Raw genomic sequence first — 17,496 nt, forward strand, 5'->3', positions numbered from 1 at the left:
TTCGAATTCTTCGGCTTATTCTAAAGCGGGACTTGATCTCTTTAAGTGAAACTAAATGAACTGATTATTTTTTGTCGTCATCGACTTCTTCAAAATCAGCATCTACGACATCATCCGCTCCGCCTTGGGCAGCTTCAGGATTTTCTTGAGCTTGTTGTTGTGCCGCTTGTTCATATAATTTAACTGTCAAGTTTTGCACGATTTCGTTCAACGCATCACGTTTTGTTTTCATTTCTTCGATGTTGTTTGCTTCTACTGCAGCTTTCAATTCGTCACGAGCTGCCTCAGCTTTTTTCACTTCTTCTTCGTCAACTTTACCTTCTAATTCTTTCAAGGTTTTATCAACTGAGAATAGCAACGCATCGACATCATTACGTAGATCAACTTCTTCTTTACGTGCTTTATCTGCTTCTGCATTAGATTCAGCATCTTTCACCATACGTTCGATTTCTTCGTCTGTTAGACCTGAAGAAGATTTGATCGTGATTTTTTGTTCTTTTTGTGTACCTAGATCTTTGGCAGATACATTTACGATACCATTTTTATCAATATCGAATGTTACTTCGATTTGAGGGATACCGCGTGGTGCAGCTGGAATGTCTGTCAATTGGAAGCGACCTAATGTTTTATTGTCCGCAGCCATTGGACGTTCCCCTTGTAATACATGGATATCTACAGCAGGTTGGTTATCCGCAGCTGTTGAGAATACTTGTGATTTACTTGTTGGGATTGTTGTATTACGATCGATCAATTTTGTAAATACGCCACCCATCGTTTCGATACCCAATGATAATGGAGTTACGTCTAGTAAAACAACGTCTTTTACATCACCAGTGATCACGCCACCTTGGATTGCTGCACCCATCGCTACAACTTCATCTGGGTTTACTGATTTGTTTGGTTCTTTTCCTGTTTCTTTTCTTACAGCTTCAACAACCGCAGGAATACGAGTTGAACCACCGACTAAAATCACTTCATCGATTTCTGATTGTGACAAACCAGCATCTTTCAATGCTTGACGTACAGGAACTTTCGTACGTTCCACTAAGTCAGCTGTCAATTCATCAAATTTTGCACGAGTCAATGTCATTTCTAAGTGCAATGGACCAGCATCACCAGCTGTGATAAATGGCAAGCTGATTTGAGTGCTTGAAACACCTGAAAGGTCTTTTTTCGCTTTTTCAGCAGCGTCCTTCAAACGTTGTAAAGCCATTTTATCTTGACCTAAGTCAATGCCATTTTCTTTTTTGAATTCAGCAACCATATGATCAATGATTTTGTTATCAAAGTCATCTCCACCTAAATGGTTGTCTCCAGCAGTAGATAATACGTCGAATACGCCATCGCCTAATTCAAGGATCGATACGTCGAATGTACCACCACCAAGGTCAAATACTAAGATTTTTTCATCGCGATCTGTTTTGTCTAAACCATAAGCTAGTGCTGCCGCAGTCGGTTCATTGACGATACGCTCTACTTCTAAACCTGCAATTTTACCAGCATCTTTAGTTGCTTGACGTTGTGCGTCGTTGAAGTATGCAGGAACAGTGATAACTGCTTTTTCTACTTTTTCGCCTAAATAATCTTCTGCGAATCCTTTGATGTATTGTAAGATCATTGCAGAGATTTCTTGTGGTGTATATGATTTACCTTCAACATCCACTTTATAACCAGCTTCACCAATATGGCGTTTGATGGAAGAAATCGTATTAGGGTTTGTTACTGCTTGACGTTTTGCGACTTCCCCTACTTGGATCTCACCATTTTTAAATGACACAACAGAAGGTGTTGTACGGTTTCCTTCTGGATTTGCAATGATTTTTGCTTCATTTCCTTCTAATACAGCTACTGCTGAGTTTGTAGTACCTAAGTCAATTCCGATAATTTTACTCATAATCAACGTCTCCTTATCTTATTACTAAGTTGTTGTTTCTATTCCATCATGACTTTATTGCGCAACGATAACCATTGTCGGTCTCAATACGCGGTCATGTAATTTATAGCCTTCTTGTAACACTTCAACGATCGTATCAGCAGGTAATTCATCTGTTGCTGGTACGGTCTGAACTGCTTGATGCAATGTCGGATCAAAAGGTTCACCTTTTGCAGGGATTTTTTCGATCCCTTCTTCCTTCAATGCATGTTTCAAACTTTCAAGAACCATCTCGACACCTTTTTTCAAACTTGCACCTTGCTCATCCGATACTTCTGTTGCTAAAGCACGTTCTAAGTTGTCGATCGAAGGTAATAATTTTTTGGCTAAATCTTGCGAACGATATTTTTGCAATTGCTCTCGTTCGTTTTTACCACGATTTGCCATATTAGCGATTTCTGCTCTCGCACGCAAAAACTTGTCTTCCATTTCATCAAATTCAGCTTGGAGATTTGCAAGTTCGTTTGCTTCTTCTTCCACTTCTGAGACTTCCACTTCTTCCGTTTCTGGATCTAGCTGCGTATCATTCAATTCCTGATCTAATTCTTCATGGTTTTCTTTCATGATGCAGTCTTCCTTTCATTATTCAGTCAGATGCTTGATTGCTCAAATCGAAAAAACGATCAGTCACTTTTGTGATTGTTCAAAAATCCGAGCGATCAAGTGTGCGATAATAATCAGCGAGTTTGTGCGCCAATTCTTTTCGATAGACATCGACAAGGCCTAACATTTTGGAATATGGCATACTAGTTGGTCCTAGCAATGCGATGGTTCCACGTCCATGGCCGACGATTTCATAACTCGCTTGGATCATACTCATATTTTGCAATAGGTCATTGCCTATTTCCGAACCGATTTTGATATGTATCTTGCTATCCATCGGTACGATCATCTGTGTCAGTTCATAGGAATCTGTCATAAATGAAAACATTGACTTGAACTGATCCACATCTTGCAACGGTTCATAATCCAATAAGTTCATTTGGCCACTCACATAAACTTTATCCTCAAACGCATGACTCAAAACCGTATCAAAGAGACTAGACATCCCTTCCGTTGTTTGAAAATATTTATGCAAGATCATCGGGATCTCCGTGCGTAATTTGTTGTATACCGTCACTAACGGATCTCCTACCAAACGGTCATTGACAATACGAACCATTTTTTCTAAGTCCTGACTACCTAAGTTTTCAGGAAGAGTAAAAACCTGACTTTCAACGTTCCCATTGTCAGTCACAACGATCGCAATGACCTGACGACTATTCAATGGCACGATGCGAAAACCGGTCAAACGGCGATCTTTAATCTCGGGTCCTAACGAAAAAGTAGTGTAACTAGTCAACTCAGATAAAATCTCAGCTGATTGTTTGATGATTTCGTTGATTTCATGGAATTCCTTGTTTAAAGACTGTCGAATTTGGTGCAAATCATCATTTGCTACACGAGCAGGTCGTAACAGATGATCCACATAATAACGATAACCTAGCGCAGACGGTATACGTCCAGAAGAAGAATGTGTCTTTAAAAGTAGACCTTCATCCTCTAAAGCTTTCATATCATTACGGATCGTCGCTGGACTTGCCTCGACTCCTTCCGCCATTAACGTTTTGGAACCAACGGGCACCCCACTACTCGTATAGTTTTGGATGATCAGACGTAAAATATCACTTTGTCGCTGTGTTAACATCTTTCTCACCTCTCATTAGCACTCTTAGCTTCTAAGTGCTAACCCACTTATAAATATAGCAAGAAGACTAAAAAGTGTCAAGGAAAAGAACCCACTTTTTTAGCACTCTTACATCGAGAGTGCTAATCAATTGTCAAATTGCTTAAAATAGCGTCATATCAGGCATTTGATCATAAAAAACTTGATTAAAATCGTTTTTTTATTTCGTTGTTATAAAAAATTTAAACAATCATTCAGTCGTTTACCAAGTCCTTATCCAATAAAAAACGTTCGAAGACATTATTCCCCAAAAAAGTTCCTTTTTTTGTCAAATATACTCGGTCTTCTTCATTCACTAACAGCTCTTCTGCTACTAACTCATCCAGGACAGATTGATACAACGATTCAATCGATTGACCATAACGCTGTAAAAAGTGTTGCTTCTCAATGCCCACCTTTTTTCTTAAACCAAGAAACATCTCTTCCTCGATTTGATTCTTACGAGATAACTCTTCACGTTCTAATACTGGTAGCTCACCTTCACGTAACGGACGCAAATAATGTTGGATCGGCCCTTTATTTCGATATCGCGTATGATCCAGATAGCCACTTGCTCCTGCGCCAAAACCGAAATAGTGATCATTATTCCAATACATCAAATTGTGTTGGGATTCATGACCAGCTAAACCAAAGTTACTGATCTCATATTGACGACGTTGATGTTTTTCCATCGCCGCAATCGTTTCTTCAAACATCCGTGTCTCCGTCTCTTGATCTGGCAACTGCAACCGTCCTTGTCGAACCCAATTCATGAACATCGTTTTATTCTCTAAAATCAATGAATAAAGAGAATAATGAGGCAAGTCTAAGGCTAATGCCCGCTCTAACGTATCAAGATAGCCTTCTAATGTCTGTCCAGGTAATGCATAGATTAAATCAATGCTGACATTTGAGAAATTTTCCGCCTCTAAAAATCGCATCGTTTCATAGACATCTTCCGCCGTATGTTTTCGACCAATTTTCTTTAATAAGCGATTATCAAAGGTCTGGACCCCCATCGATAAACGATTGACCCCATAATTCTTCATTACTTGTAGCTTTTCCCTTGTCAAATCACCAGGATTCGCTTCCACCGTAAACTCTTTTCCTTCATTAAAAGGTAAGATCTCTCTGGCACCAGACAATAGTCGATCGAGCTGCTTAGCCGCTAAAGAAGTCGGCGTTCCACCACCCACATACAGTGTCTCCAATTCATTCACCGGACGACACTCCATCATGATCGCCATTTCCTTTAGTAGCATTTCGACATACTCATCCACTGGTTGACCTTCTAGAAACACTTTATTGAAGTCACAGTAATAACAGATATGTTCACAAAATGGAATATGGATATAAGCAGAAACCTTATGTTCTGCGGATTTGTTTGTTTCTTTCATTGTTTTTTCTTTCTCCTTACGTCAAAAAGTCGTACCGCTTTTCGACCACTCTTATATACGCATACTAAACGTATTTAACAAACAAATCCACTAAAAAATCCAAGAATCGATTTCTTGGATGAGTTTTTCTTTAGTTGTATTGGAGACTTGGTTGTAAATTTCCAGTATAGTTTTCATGTTGGCATGCCCTACACGTTCCATGATTACTTTGTGCCGCTTGAAAACAGGAATCAAGTGATTCGATTCCTATTTTCATACTATTTTTGTTTTTTTACTGTCCACTTGACAAGGGGCACTTCAAAGGATCAACCTTTGGATTCCCCCCCTAATTTTACTTCTCATACTATATTCATTTCCTCTCTGGCTAATATCTCCTTAACGAATGGACTATCTATTTAAACAGCAACGATGATTATATTTCCCATAAATTTTCAGTCTAGTTTAATAATATGCATAAATCGTTATTCGTATTATTTAGCTAATCCTACTAATTTACGTTGCCTTCTATATTCCTCATTCGCGCTATACATCATTACTGTATTAAGTTCTTTAGCAGTAGCATTTTCTGATAAGTAAGATATACTTTTGTTGTATTTATTTACAATTTTCCATACTTGTCCTTTTTCATCCATCTTCCTTCCCATCTATCTATTACTAACAGTTATCCAATTTTTGATATAAGAAGCATTATTGCTTCAAGTACCTGTACTTAATTTTTCAATGTCATTTTCTAGTAGTCTATAGGTGGTAACTTTTTATCTCTAAAAAAGCAAAAAACTTTGCATATCCCACTTTATTTATACTCAGCCCCTTTGCCACAAGCAAAGCTTCTATATCGCTTATATGTTCAACTCACTTCTAAGTTGTTGTTTGAACTGCTTACCAGTATACGTGCTATTTATAATCTTACTGATTATCTTCCCCCTATTTACAAGGGTCGCAAAACTTTTTTTGTCACTATTTTGTGAGGTGGGTGTTAAAACATTTTCTGTTGTTGTTTCTTTTGGCCTATCTTTTGGTATTTCTTTTAATGTAACCTTTTTTTCAAGATTTTCATAATTCCATAGATGCATCATTACTTGGAACATAAACATAAATCCGTTTCCTAATTTTGAATGATCGGCACTTCTTTTAAAACGTGGTCGTATGTCAAACTCATTTCCTTGTGCAATATCTCGAATAATGATCATTGCCATTTCTGCATCCATTAATTGAAAATTACTTCGTAACATAGAATCTACTTTTAGTGCTTCAACAACAGTATTTTTAGATAGATTCGGTTTGTTTTGTTCCAGAGCTAGTCTTTTAACAAACCTCTCAAATGTCTCCGACAGTACAAAGCTAGGATAATAACGTAGAAACTCATCTCTCAAGTCTTTTCCGCTTCTTCTTGTCCCTATTGCAGGTAAAGTATAGGCTATAATGTCATCTGTCGAAGATGCAAGATGTGTGGCTTCATGCATAATCGTTTCCTCTGGAGCTGTTTTTAACTGCTCTTCTGGAGAAATAGCTGGCTTTAAGTGAAAAGCATCTGCCATAATAATGATTCGACATTCGCCATCTTGTTTAAATACAAATGCATACGCATTTAAATATTCATTATATTGTGAATAATAGTTTTGTGTGATTTCATCTTGAACAAGGTCAGATGAGACAATCCACATGTTTTCAAATCCCCAATCCGCTGACTGTCGAAGAAATAACTCCCCCTTTTCTGCGATCGACAGGACTCTTTTGATGATTTCTCTTAAAACCTGTTCTTGGTTCGTTGCTTCTACTAAGTCAAACATTTGAATCAAATATTTCCCTACTTTTGTTTCAGCAATTGTAGATTGTTTTAATAATTTCGAACAAATTTCTTTGGCTTTGCTGAAATTTTCTACTGCTTTATAAAACTCTTGGGATAATTCTTCGATAAATGGTTTGAGAAAGTCAGGAACCTTTGTGGCATCAAAGCCCACAAATACTCGATAGTCAGCTCGAAAGTTTGTGGTACCTCCCTCCTCTACTTGACTAGTCAACTCGTTTTCTTTTACGAATTCAATTTCCCCTTCATTTGGATTACCGGGTTGTTCAGGTACCAGGTCAGGCGCTACTTCTTCAATATTTTGAGCAATAGAATCCTCTACCCATCCTTTCATAATCTCTAAATCTTCGTCTGTAAATAGAGGCTCTGGCGGTTGATTGAGCGTCACGTCTTCATTAGGAAATGATGTTTCTACCCATTCCTCTAATTCTGTTAAGTCACTAGTTGCCACAATAGGGACATTCGAAGGTCCCGCATCTAATAGATCATCAATTGCTTTTGATATTGCTTCACCTAGACCCTCTTCTTCAGGAATTACCTGATGTTGAGAAACTTTCTTAGTCAACAAATCGTTAATTGTACGAGACAATGCGCTTTCTACCAAAGCTTGATCGTTTATATAATAATTTTGTGGCTCCGAAATAAAGCTAGTTAACGGTGTAAGTGCCACATCGTTATCTTCATATCTTGGAAATTGGTAATCATTTGGAGTGACTACTGCTTGTCTGAATTTGTTCCAATCACTTATTTTCCCTGCCCCTGTAGGGATTGTATTATATGGTGGGAATATTCTATTTTTAGAGGTCTCTTCCTGTGATGTGCTCGCGATACCTACCTTTGAGGTACTAGCCTTCTCATGTTTCCCACCAGTTTTTGACACGGCACTCATATGATCAACAGAGACTCTTTCTAAATGAGTCTCAAAACGAAAATGTTGAATGCTAGAATCAAATCGTAATACAGTGAGCGGTTCTAGAATATTCTTTTTTACTAAATGGTATCGATTCTCTTCCATGTCCAACAAAATCAATGGAATGTACCGATGTGTGATTTTTATATACGTTCTTCCTGCTGCATCGCTCATCAACCCATACGCATCTGGAGCGGAAAGACCAGTTGGATCTAGTAACACTTCAAATCGGTTGATTTGACTCTCAACAACGGTTGTTACTTCTTTAGAGAGAAGGGGTGACGTCCCTGGCTCAAAATACCATTCCACCCCATTGAAATTGACTGGAAATATCTCATTTCCATCAATAACATCGTAACGTACCCCATGACCTTTCACTGGCTCAATTCTGATAGGTATAATTTGGTCATTCATTTTTATACCATACGAGATGGATTTATCTTTATTTTGTATGGTATAAACTATCCCCTCCCCATATCCCTTTGGGTAAATATTCGCTTCTTCAACAAACGGAACGTCTTTATCTACTTTCTTTGTTAAGCGATCAATCAATGCTTTTTGTTCTGGCGTAAAAGATGCTGCCCCTTCAAATTCTCTTAGTTGATTGCCTCTCAAAGTAAAGTATTTACCAGAGACATCGCCATTTTTTAAATCTGTCACCTTCATATATAATTTATTTTTTACCCATTTCACTTGAACTTCTGGACCATTTCTTGGTAAATGTGTACGGATGTATATGTCAGACCAATCTGTTGTTTCTTTTTGTAACTTTTCTAGTTTTAACAAGATTTCTTTGATACTATGGTTTAAAAAATTTTGATTTTTTAATGTCACTAATCCTTTTATGACTAATTGACTCCCACCTACAACTAACTCAAAACCGGGATCAATATAGCGTGCCACACCTGCTATGAGAGCTCTCAGTTCTGCTGGATTAGGGATTACGTTCGCACTGCTCATTATTGCATTTCTTAATCCACCTCGTGCAATTGCTCTGGCTACGCCCACAACAAACTTCGTATTCAAAGCAGTAACCGTTCCAAACAAAGGAATCAGCAGAACAACATCAATTAGACAAGAAGACACGGCCTCACCCACTTGTCCATTTATACTACTTACCACACAATCGTAAAACGGAATAATATGCTTCACCATATCCCATATTTTTTCAGTTGTCGACTTGTCATTTCCTGACTCATACAGTTGTCGGTAGAATGCATCACGGTGCTTACTGCTGATATTCTCGACGAATGTCTCTACGTCAGTTCCACGAGATAATTCTTTATCGCGATGGACTTTAACAGTAAATGTATAGTGTTTTTTATTTATCAAGACCCCATCACGGTCTTTTTGAAAACCTTGATTCCAAATGTACTTCTGATCAAACAAACCATATTTAAGATATAATAATGGATCAGTATCGACACGATATAACATATACCCACTGTCTTCATCCAATGCTTTTAATGCGTATAAACGTTCTTCATTGTTGCAAATGGCAACGAACAGATTGGTATTTTCTAACTTAAGGATTGTATCGAGCCAATCCACGCGTTTTGTAAAGGAAACTGGTGGCATACCCGGCGCACCTGCACCTCCTCCGACATAAGGAGCTTCATTTTTCAACTGCGCCGAAGCTTCGTAAATTTTGGTATCAGCCGAAAATATAAAGCTAAGCTCCTCAGGAATTACTATTTTTAGTGCCAGTTCAATCAACTTCTTATTGAACGAGTGATAGGCATTCGAAACAGCTTTAGTTAGGTGTGTGTATTTCTCATTAATATTTGGCAAGTCCAAAAGTTTAGGACATGGATTTTTCCCCTTAAGATATATCTGATCAAACCCTCTGACATCTATTACTCCCTTTTGTCTACATTCTTCGGCTACTTCTTTTGCCAACGCTTGCTTACGACGCCACTCCCTGAATGCTTTTTCATACATTTGATAAGAAACATGTATCATTTTATGTAGCTCTAAAATTTTGAAATAACCTTTCTGTCGATAACCTATGAAAGTGCTTAAGGCAAACTCTTTATGGTTTCCTTTTTCTAATGCTTCACTTAATCCCTTCGGATCGAGTTGAGCAATGGCTAATAGTGCTGGCGTGATTAGATATTGCAACTGATTAAGTGAATCGACGCCTTGTTTACTGACTGTCTCACAAAAAAACTCGCCAAACGCTCGAATTTCCGTTTGGTTGAACTGTTTCAGATATCCTGCATCTTTTAATAACATCGAACCTGTTAACTGCATTAATGTATCATAATCAGAAATCGGTAAATCATCAGATAGATTACTTGCCTCTAAAAGATAATTTGGTAATACGCGATCGACTAGATGGATCCATAAACTCTTTAAATTCGCTTGATCCTCCTCTTGCTTTCGTGAATCAGCAAGTGTATGTGCTCGAGGTAGAGGATCGATCAAACCCGATTTTTTCAACTCCTCTAGCTCAAACAGCTTTCTGAGCTGTCCAATCGTATAGGATGATGGATCTGAAGATGCAAGTATACTTTTAGCTATGTATGCTTCGATTGAACTTTCTAATAAATTTTCAACAGCCCATTTGGAAACCGTAGCTTCTGCAAGATTATCGGAGATTTTTTCCTCTAATTCTCCACCATATAGATTTAACTCTTTAAGAATGATCATCGCGATTGCTTGTAAGTTTTCATGTATGATCATTCGTTTGTCACCACTTCGTATCAACCATTTTCCCATTACAACGAATAGATCTTCTTTCGTTGCTTCATTTGCTAATAGGCCTTTATTGTAAAAAAAACGTTTCACCTGTTCCATTACTCGTCCCTCACGCCACTGATCCCCGTCACTCGTTGTTTTTAAATTAATAATATTTCCTAAGATATCTTGTTTATCTTTAGGTATATCTGCAGGGGGTACAGATGAATTCGAACTAGTTGATTGTTCAAATATACTAGATGTTCTATTTTCATTTAAAGAAGTGACATCTTCAATCGTTTGAGAAAGCCAAACAATGAAAGTGATTTTTGCCTCCATGTCTGAGATTACTCCATCTTGTTCTTCACCAATAATCAATCGAGCGATTTGTTTCACTTTCACCATATCAATTGTTTCTTGAGTAGTATCTTCAAGTAATGTCCATTCTGACACTTTTTCAACTAACAAACGAAGATTAGAGATATCGCAAGGAATCCCTTTTGTAGTTAAGAAAGTGGCAATTCTTTGATTGATTTGTTCTTTTTGAGTAGAATCGATTCCATTTTCAAAATGGTTCTGTAATTCGTTGGTTACCTGTTTGGCTGGATCAATATGATTTTCATTCAGAAATGCTTCAATTTTTACCTTTGTCTCTTTCTCTCCCTCTATCTCTTCAGTGATCCCTCCAACAAAACGACGTTCACTTTCTCTGAATTCCTTATAGAAATATCCTTTCTGTGCGTTATTGTTTTCCCATTGGAGAAAAATCTTTCTTGCCTCATCAATGGTAATAAAAGTTTCTTTAATACCATAATTTTTAAGGAGGAGATTGGCTGCCTCTTTTTCTCTTTTGATAATCAAATCATATGTATCAGCTGATAAAGTCCACTCGCGCAATTTTCTGACTAATTCACTCGTAGATGAATTAATAAAATGGGCATTTTGCTCATGGAGAAACGTCCTGACCGCTTCGTTCACTTTAGAAGTTTTGGTGCGATTTTCAAAAAGAGCAAAGTGGTAACAGACAAGAATGATTGGTTGTGTATTAGGTATAGAAAGCGGTCGATCATTAATAAAGTCGGCATAAATTTGATCACTATGTTTTCTTTTCTCTAGGAAATGACTCATCACGGATGTTTCCGGTTGAGCTAGTTGATAAATGTGCGTTTGATTCGTTTGATTTTTGTATGTATTACCCTCTAAAATCGTATTTGTTTTCCATTGCATAAAAATTGCCTGTAATTGAGTCGCAGAAAGAATATCTCCCAACCTTACATTTTCTACGCCATACGCTTTGAGTAAAAAAAAAGCTAAGGTTGCTAACTTTTCTGATATAACTGATACTTCATTTTTTTCACTTATTCCTACCCTATCTTGAAGTCTCTTTATCAGTTCCGTGTCAGTGACAGAATCACTCAATAATCCTTGTTTGATGTACCAATCTTTTAGATGTTTATTTACCGTTTTTGTAGCGTTTCTTCTTAAAAAAAGAAGTTCGTTATAATAAAAAATCGGCAATGGTTGATCCTGATCGATTGTAGGAAAACGATTTGCCGCAATCGCTTCAGTCACTTTAGATATTAATGTTAATTCAGTCGCATTCATTGTAGCTTTATCTTGATTCATCTGGGTGTCCATTATGATTGTTTGGTTCTTCATCAAAGCAAAATTTTTATTTATTGAAAATGTAACGTTTTTAAAAATATTATTATTTCGCCATTGGAGAAATACTTCAATGGCTCTACTATCCGTCAGATGTTCTTCGGAAAGATCATAAGCTTTCAAAATGATTCGAGCAATTTGTTTTCTTTTATCCAAAATATCTTGATTCGTGTTCCCTCTATTTCCCCAGTATTGGATTGCAAGAAACAACTCTCTGAGCGATGATTCATTCGACAAACACAACTCCTTATCATGCTGGCACACACGCTCAATAATCACTTTATTAACCGTCTCCGTCTTATCACGCTTGCTAAAAACCGCTAAATCAAACCATACTGGCCTCAGTGATTCAACTATTTTTTCTGAAGAAAGTTCATTTTTCATATAAGACGAAATCGTAGACTCGATTTTTTTTAGTGTATGATCCGAAAAGTCTTCATATGATTTCAGTGGAATGTTCACACTTCTATCCAATGGGAATATTTTTTTTCTACCATCGGATAATTTGACAGGAATCGTTGCCGCTTCTGCAACTCTTACTTTTAATGGATCCAATATTTCAAGGAATCGGTCAACGCTTTCCGTTGCTTTCTCCATTAATGTCCATACCATATTAAATTGTTCTTTTACTATTGAGCTGTTATCTAGATGTTTAGTGAGTTGAAATAAGTTGGGGAAGAAATGTTGTATTGGATGTCTAATATTCTTTCTAACTTGGGTAGTTTCCGAATTTTTTGTTTCATAGTAGGGAGGAAAAGTTTGCTTGAAAAAGGGGAAAAAATAGTCAATTAAAAGGTATCCATTTGCATTTTCTTGTTTTTCTGTAAATATACTATTTAAAAATCCACTAAAATAAATGGGAAATAAATCAATCTTCTCTATCGGAAATTCTTCTACATTTGATACTGCTCCTTCAGTTGCATTTACTGAAAAATATTTATTTGACAAAGAATATAAATCTTCCATGTGGAATTGAAAAACAGTTTTTAATGTTTCAGTCATATCCTTTCCAATAGAAAATGGCAAGTCGTTTTCTGTGCTAGTTTTTTTAAAGTGAAACTTTTTAATGTCTATTGGGCGGTAAGTTTGTTGACCTAGCCTTTCTTGTGAATCGATGATGGCTCTCTGACAGATTGTTTTAAAGTGAGATTGTGTATGATTGGGAACTTGCCACAGTCCCCAATGTAGTCGATAGTTAAACTCACTATTGGTTGTACAATTTTCAAGTTTCGAAATCCCGTGAACTACCTGATGAATATTGACACTCCATTGATGAGCTTTTTCAGCTAAGTACATCATCGGAGGATTATTAGAATTCCCTTCAATGATTGGTCCGACTATCGTATTGTTACCTGCTTCTGCCTGAAAATGCAACCGGTTAGAAGTAGAAGTTGAAACAAAAGATTGAACTGTGAGAAATTCTTCTTGATTACGCACTTCTATGAAGGTGTCTACTTCAAAAGCGGAAGAATCTCCTTTACCTGTTTGTTGAAGATTTGGTGATACTTTATCGGATAATCGAAAATTTCCTAATACACTTAATAGATAAAGGAATCCTAGCGGACTGTGAAATCCCTTGGGGCTGAGCGTCTGTCCCATACTATTGGCTAAAGCGTTCAACCATCTTTGTTCTGCTTTCTGATTATATTTCTTTTGACATTGATAATAAAATTCACCATTTTTTTTCCTATAAACTTCTATTATCATTTTTTTCACTCCTTCATCTGTTTTAATAAAAAAAATTATGTAATAATCATATTTTTAATCATAGAGAGTGTTAAGCCTGGATACCGAAATAAAGGAAAAGCATATCGTCAATAGCAATAAAAAAAAACTAAAAAAATTTTATTTTTATATACGTTAATTGTACAAAAAATATGACTATCCAATGTGACTTTATTTGAATGATTGATGAAAAAAATGGTCTATTCATAGTGATGACAGATATACTCAATAAAGAAATATGGATAGAAGCAGAAAACTTATATCCTGTAGATTTGTTTGCCTCTCCTTTAATTTTTCTTTAGTTGTTGTCGAAACTTAGTTACAAATTCCCATTGTAATTTTCATATAGAAACGTTCGACACACATCAGGTTAACCATGATGACATAGCTAATTTAACAAAGGATATGATTTATCTTTTCTGTTGTTACTGAATATAAAACCATCATAACAATGAAGTGCGCCCCCCTAAGTTAGACCGAAAAATCTAACTTAGGGGGTATTTTAGTGACTAAATACAATTACGCATTTAAAAAACAGATAGTTGAAGCTTACCAAGGAAGTGAAGGTGTTTATAAACCATTGACGGATCGGTATAGTATTCCAGACTCCTATCCAGTTAAAAACGGATAAAAACAGTTGAGACGCTCGAATTTGATGCTTTTCACAAGAAAAAACGAAACAAAGTTACTCTTCTCAATTCAAACAAGATGTCACATACTATTAGTTGAATAGTGATAAATCTTATCTTGACATTACCCTGAAATACGGCTTGTCCTCCAACGCTCCAGGTTTTTCATTGGCATCAATCATCCCTCAAATAAGGCATTTAAAGTCTTTCACCGAAACCGAAAGGAAAATACTCTAGGAACAAATCGTCCCAATACTTTTTCTCGTATTTTTGTATAGTCCCAAGCTATGAGAGGATCTCGGAAGATAAAATAAATTGTCACATCATAATCTCGATAAAGACATCTTTCAATATTCTGTTTTGCTTGGCCAATTGCAAATGTTCCATCTAAAAGAATAGCCATTTTTCAAAACCATGTCTAAAGAATAATCAACTAACCAAGATGAACCACTTTGAAAATCAGAAGAATTACTACCGGTATAGACTGGAAACTTTGCTCGAAAAACGTCTGCATCAATTCTACAAATATCTTCTGATAATTCTAATAGGCTAATCGCTACCTCGGTCTTTCCAGCACCAGGTGTGACAGCCATAAATATAGCTTCCTTTTGATCAGTAGTTTTACTTTTACCTTGAATTACTTCATTATTTTTTCTTTCTCCTTACCTCAAAAAGTCGTTCCACTTTTCAACCACTCTTTAAACGGTGCTCAAGTGCCAACTTCTTGAAATAAACGATCAATTTTCAAAACATGAAAAACTGTTTCAAAATTGCTTTCTGATTATCATCGGAGCTACCCAGCACTTTCACGACCTCTTATATACGCATACTAATCTTACAATGATTATTATTAAATTCTTTGATAATTATTCGATAATTAGAATTTTATTTTTTAAAATTGCTAATAAAGATTTTGTTAACTTGAATCACAAACGTTCAGTTCCTAATATTTGATGTTTTTATTCAATTGTATAGATACTCATGAATCAATTTCGCAGTTAGTTCTTAATATGTATACATTGCACCTCTTTATCTAATACAAACCATCTATTTTAATAACTAATTTTATAGACTATTTTTATCTTTTAGATTACAAGCAATGTCGATCATCAGCATAATAAACATAAAAGGACCAGTTACACTCAACAAAAATGCACCTAAGAATATAGCTAGTAATGGCATAGCGCCTATACCATTTTCACTTGCATCTAAATGAGGAAAAATTTTGAAAATAACTAAAAATACAAACGGTATAAATACTAATATAAACATACTTATTAAAAACAACACTAAACTTATGTTCCTAATTTTCTTAAACATAGTACACCACATTTCCAATTTTTTGTTATTATTATGTAGTAAAATTTGGCTTCGTACAAATTTTAACCAGAGTAATAAAAAAAGTTTATTATTAGTTAAAACGTAATAATATTAAGTTAAGTGCCAGAATAAAAAATCCTATGTATATATGAAACTTGCACTTTGTTAAATAAGCTTCTGTCTTCGTATAATCTGATCTTGATAGACTTTTCCCGAGGTTTAGTCGTACTACTTTTTTTACTCTCAATAAAAAAACAATACCTATACTAAAACACATCATACTAAAAAAACATAAGCTTATCCGAACCATTAAATATATCACTTTGATTCACCTAAATTCTTTTCACTATCTATAGTCAAAAGTTTATGCAAAAAAATTGTATTTTTCTAACAGTATATCTTAATTTTCTACAGTTTTTCCAGCAGCTAATGCTGCTATTAGTTCTAGTGCCTATTGTATGCCAAAGCTTTACCACGTAATGACGTTATGGCACCTTGAACAATAATTATATTTTCTACGACCCGAGCTATGTTTTACTTATTGTTTCTTTTATTTCCTCTGCTTACTACCTGCTGTACTTGTTCTTTTTTTAGTTAGGTAATTTCTCCTCTAAGTTTCTAATCATCATATATACCTTTGTAAGCATTGTTTTTCAATTTTTTTAAGGGTATCAAACTGTCTTTTTACCGATAAGTTAAATAATATAAAAAAATCACTCCTTTATTTTCTAGTTTTGTCATCTATACTTATTTAACTCCTCAACTTATTAAGAAGTTTTAGAACGATCGTCCTTTTTTTCTTGGTATCTAAGATGTAGAGTATATACCAATAACATTGTTATACCAAACGGAGCAGTAATATATATTCCCCACAGCGATACCCCTATACATGATAGTACAATATCACTATCAATAAAATTAGGAAATAAGTTACTCAATACACTCAAAATAAAGGGCATTACAATCAACATAAACGTATTAACACCTAATAGAACTTGACTTATCAAAAATATTTTTTTCATTTTTCCACTCTTTTCTTTTAGTCTATAGGTTCAAACCTATATTTTATTTTCAACTACTTTCATCAGTTTTCTCCAAAATTACACTTTTGATAATCTTTAAGGAACGTATGAGCGAGTGACCTTTTGATTTAATGGCTTTCTTATAAAAATATACGCAAAAGTTCTGGATTCTATTCTATTAATTGTATTCTAATGTTCTTCTCTTAGTTCTGGTTCAAATTATTTACCTTCTAAAGCTTATAATTAGTTTTTAAATCCCTAAGCACTCCACAGCCTCCTCAAAAGTTGATACAAAATAGAAATTATTCCCTTTGTTTGCTTCTCGAATAAAATCTTTCAGGGCTTGACTGCCTTCATTAAAATCACCAACGATTGCTAAATGGATATCATAATTGATATATTTTTGCAAAATTTCTCCTGCTATTCCTGAACTTAGATCATAAAATCCATTGATTATGGCTTCTTTCCTTAGAATGATATCAGTTGTTTGATAGTGATAATTTAATGACATTGCAAGATCTAAGGCGGATGCAGTATCGAAAATCAGTGGTTTATGATTTTCCATTTCGATCACTACGATATTCTTTTTGTTTTTTTCAACTACGTTTACCAACAATTGTCTCACCTCTTGTTTTTTTAAGTATATCATAGTGGCAGATTCGTTTTCGGATCTTTTTATTTATTTACTTCCTAACTTATTGTTTGTT

8 protein-coding genes and 2 pseudogenes are annotated in these 17,496 nt (G+C 35.5%); 1 reads left to right on the top strand and 9 read right to left on the bottom strand.

Annotation, left to right across the window (positions count from 1 at the left end; translation table 11 throughout):
• Positions 1–64 precede the first annotated feature (64 nt).
• The 7 genes and pseudogenes from dnaK to EM4838_RS07885 form a co-directional block, all read right to left on the bottom strand.
• Positions 65–1,894, bottom strand: a complete 1,830-nt coding sequence (gene dnaK, locus EM4838_RS07865; RefSeq protein ID WP_010735218.1) for a molecular chaperone DnaK — start codon at positions 1,892–1,894, stop codon at positions 65–67.
• Between the two features lie 54 nt (positions 1,895–1,948).
• Positions 1,949–2,497 carry a nucleotide exchange factor GrpE gene (gene grpE / locus EM4838_RS07870; RefSeq protein ID WP_010735217.1) on the bottom strand — a complete coding sequence of 183 codons (549 nt, stop codon included), beginning with the start codon at positions 2,495–2,497 and terminating at the stop codon, positions 1,949–1,951.
• Positions 2,498–2,576: 79 nt separating this feature from the next.
• Entirely contained in the window at positions 2,577–3,620 is a 1,044-nt protein-coding gene (hrcA, locus tag EM4838_RS07875; RefSeq protein ID WP_071866244.1) for a heat-inducible transcriptional repressor HrcA, read from the bottom strand.
• A gap of 233 nt (positions 3,621–3,853) precedes the next feature.
• Positions 3,854–5,035 carry a radical SAM family heme chaperone HemW gene (gene hemW / locus EM4838_RS07880; protein ID WP_071866243.1) on the bottom strand — a complete coding sequence of 394 codons (1,182 nt, stop codon included), beginning with the start codon at positions 5,033–5,035 and terminating at the stop codon, positions 3,854–3,856.
• 90 nt (positions 5,036–5,125) lie between these two features.
• A pseudogene (locus tag EM4838_RS17235) lies at positions 5,126–5,245 on the bottom strand (tyrosine-type recombinase/integrase); the annotation flags it as partial.
• Between the two features lie 260 nt (positions 5,246–5,505).
• Positions 5,506–5,667, bottom strand: a complete 162-nt coding sequence (locus EM4838_RS16590) for a hypothetical protein (protein ID WP_169823214.1) — start codon at positions 5,665–5,667, stop codon at positions 5,506–5,508.
• A gap of 207 nt (positions 5,668–5,874) precedes the next feature.
• Positions 5,875–13,800: a QWxxN domain gene (locus tag EM4838_RS07885; RefSeq protein WP_071866242.1), complete on the bottom strand. Its 7,926-nt coding sequence runs from the start codon at positions 13,798–13,800 to the stop codon at positions 5,875–5,877.
• A 523-nt stretch (positions 13,801–14,323) separates the two neighbouring features.
• Between EM4838_RS07885 and EM4838_RS17065 the strand changes: the two genes are divergently transcribed.
• Positions 14,324–14,449: a hypothetical protein gene (locus EM4838_RS17065; RefSeq protein WP_257790702.1), complete on the top strand. Its 126-nt coding sequence runs from the start codon at positions 14,324–14,326 to the stop codon at positions 14,447–14,449.
• Between the two features lie 206 nt (positions 14,450–14,655).
• Here EM4838_RS17065 and EM4838_RS17155 read toward each other — a convergent pair.
• Both EM4838_RS17155 and EM4838_RS07910 read right to left on the bottom strand, forming a co-directional pair.
• Positions 14,656–15,040: pseudogene (locus EM4838_RS17155) on the bottom strand (zeta toxin family protein).
• Positions 15,041–17,039: 1,999 nt separating this feature from the next.
• Positions 17,040–17,402, bottom strand: a complete 363-nt coding sequence (locus EM4838_RS07910) for a DUF4180 domain-containing protein (protein WP_202976742.1) — start codon at positions 17,400–17,402, stop codon at positions 17,040–17,042.
• Between the last annotated feature and the right edge of the window lie 94 nt (positions 17,403–17,496).

Origin of the sequence: Enterococcus mundtii (genome assembly GCF_002813755.1) — a bacterium.
Classification (GTDB): domain Bacteria; phylum Bacillota; class Bacilli; order Lactobacillales; family Enterococcaceae; genus Enterococcus_B; species Enterococcus_B mundtii.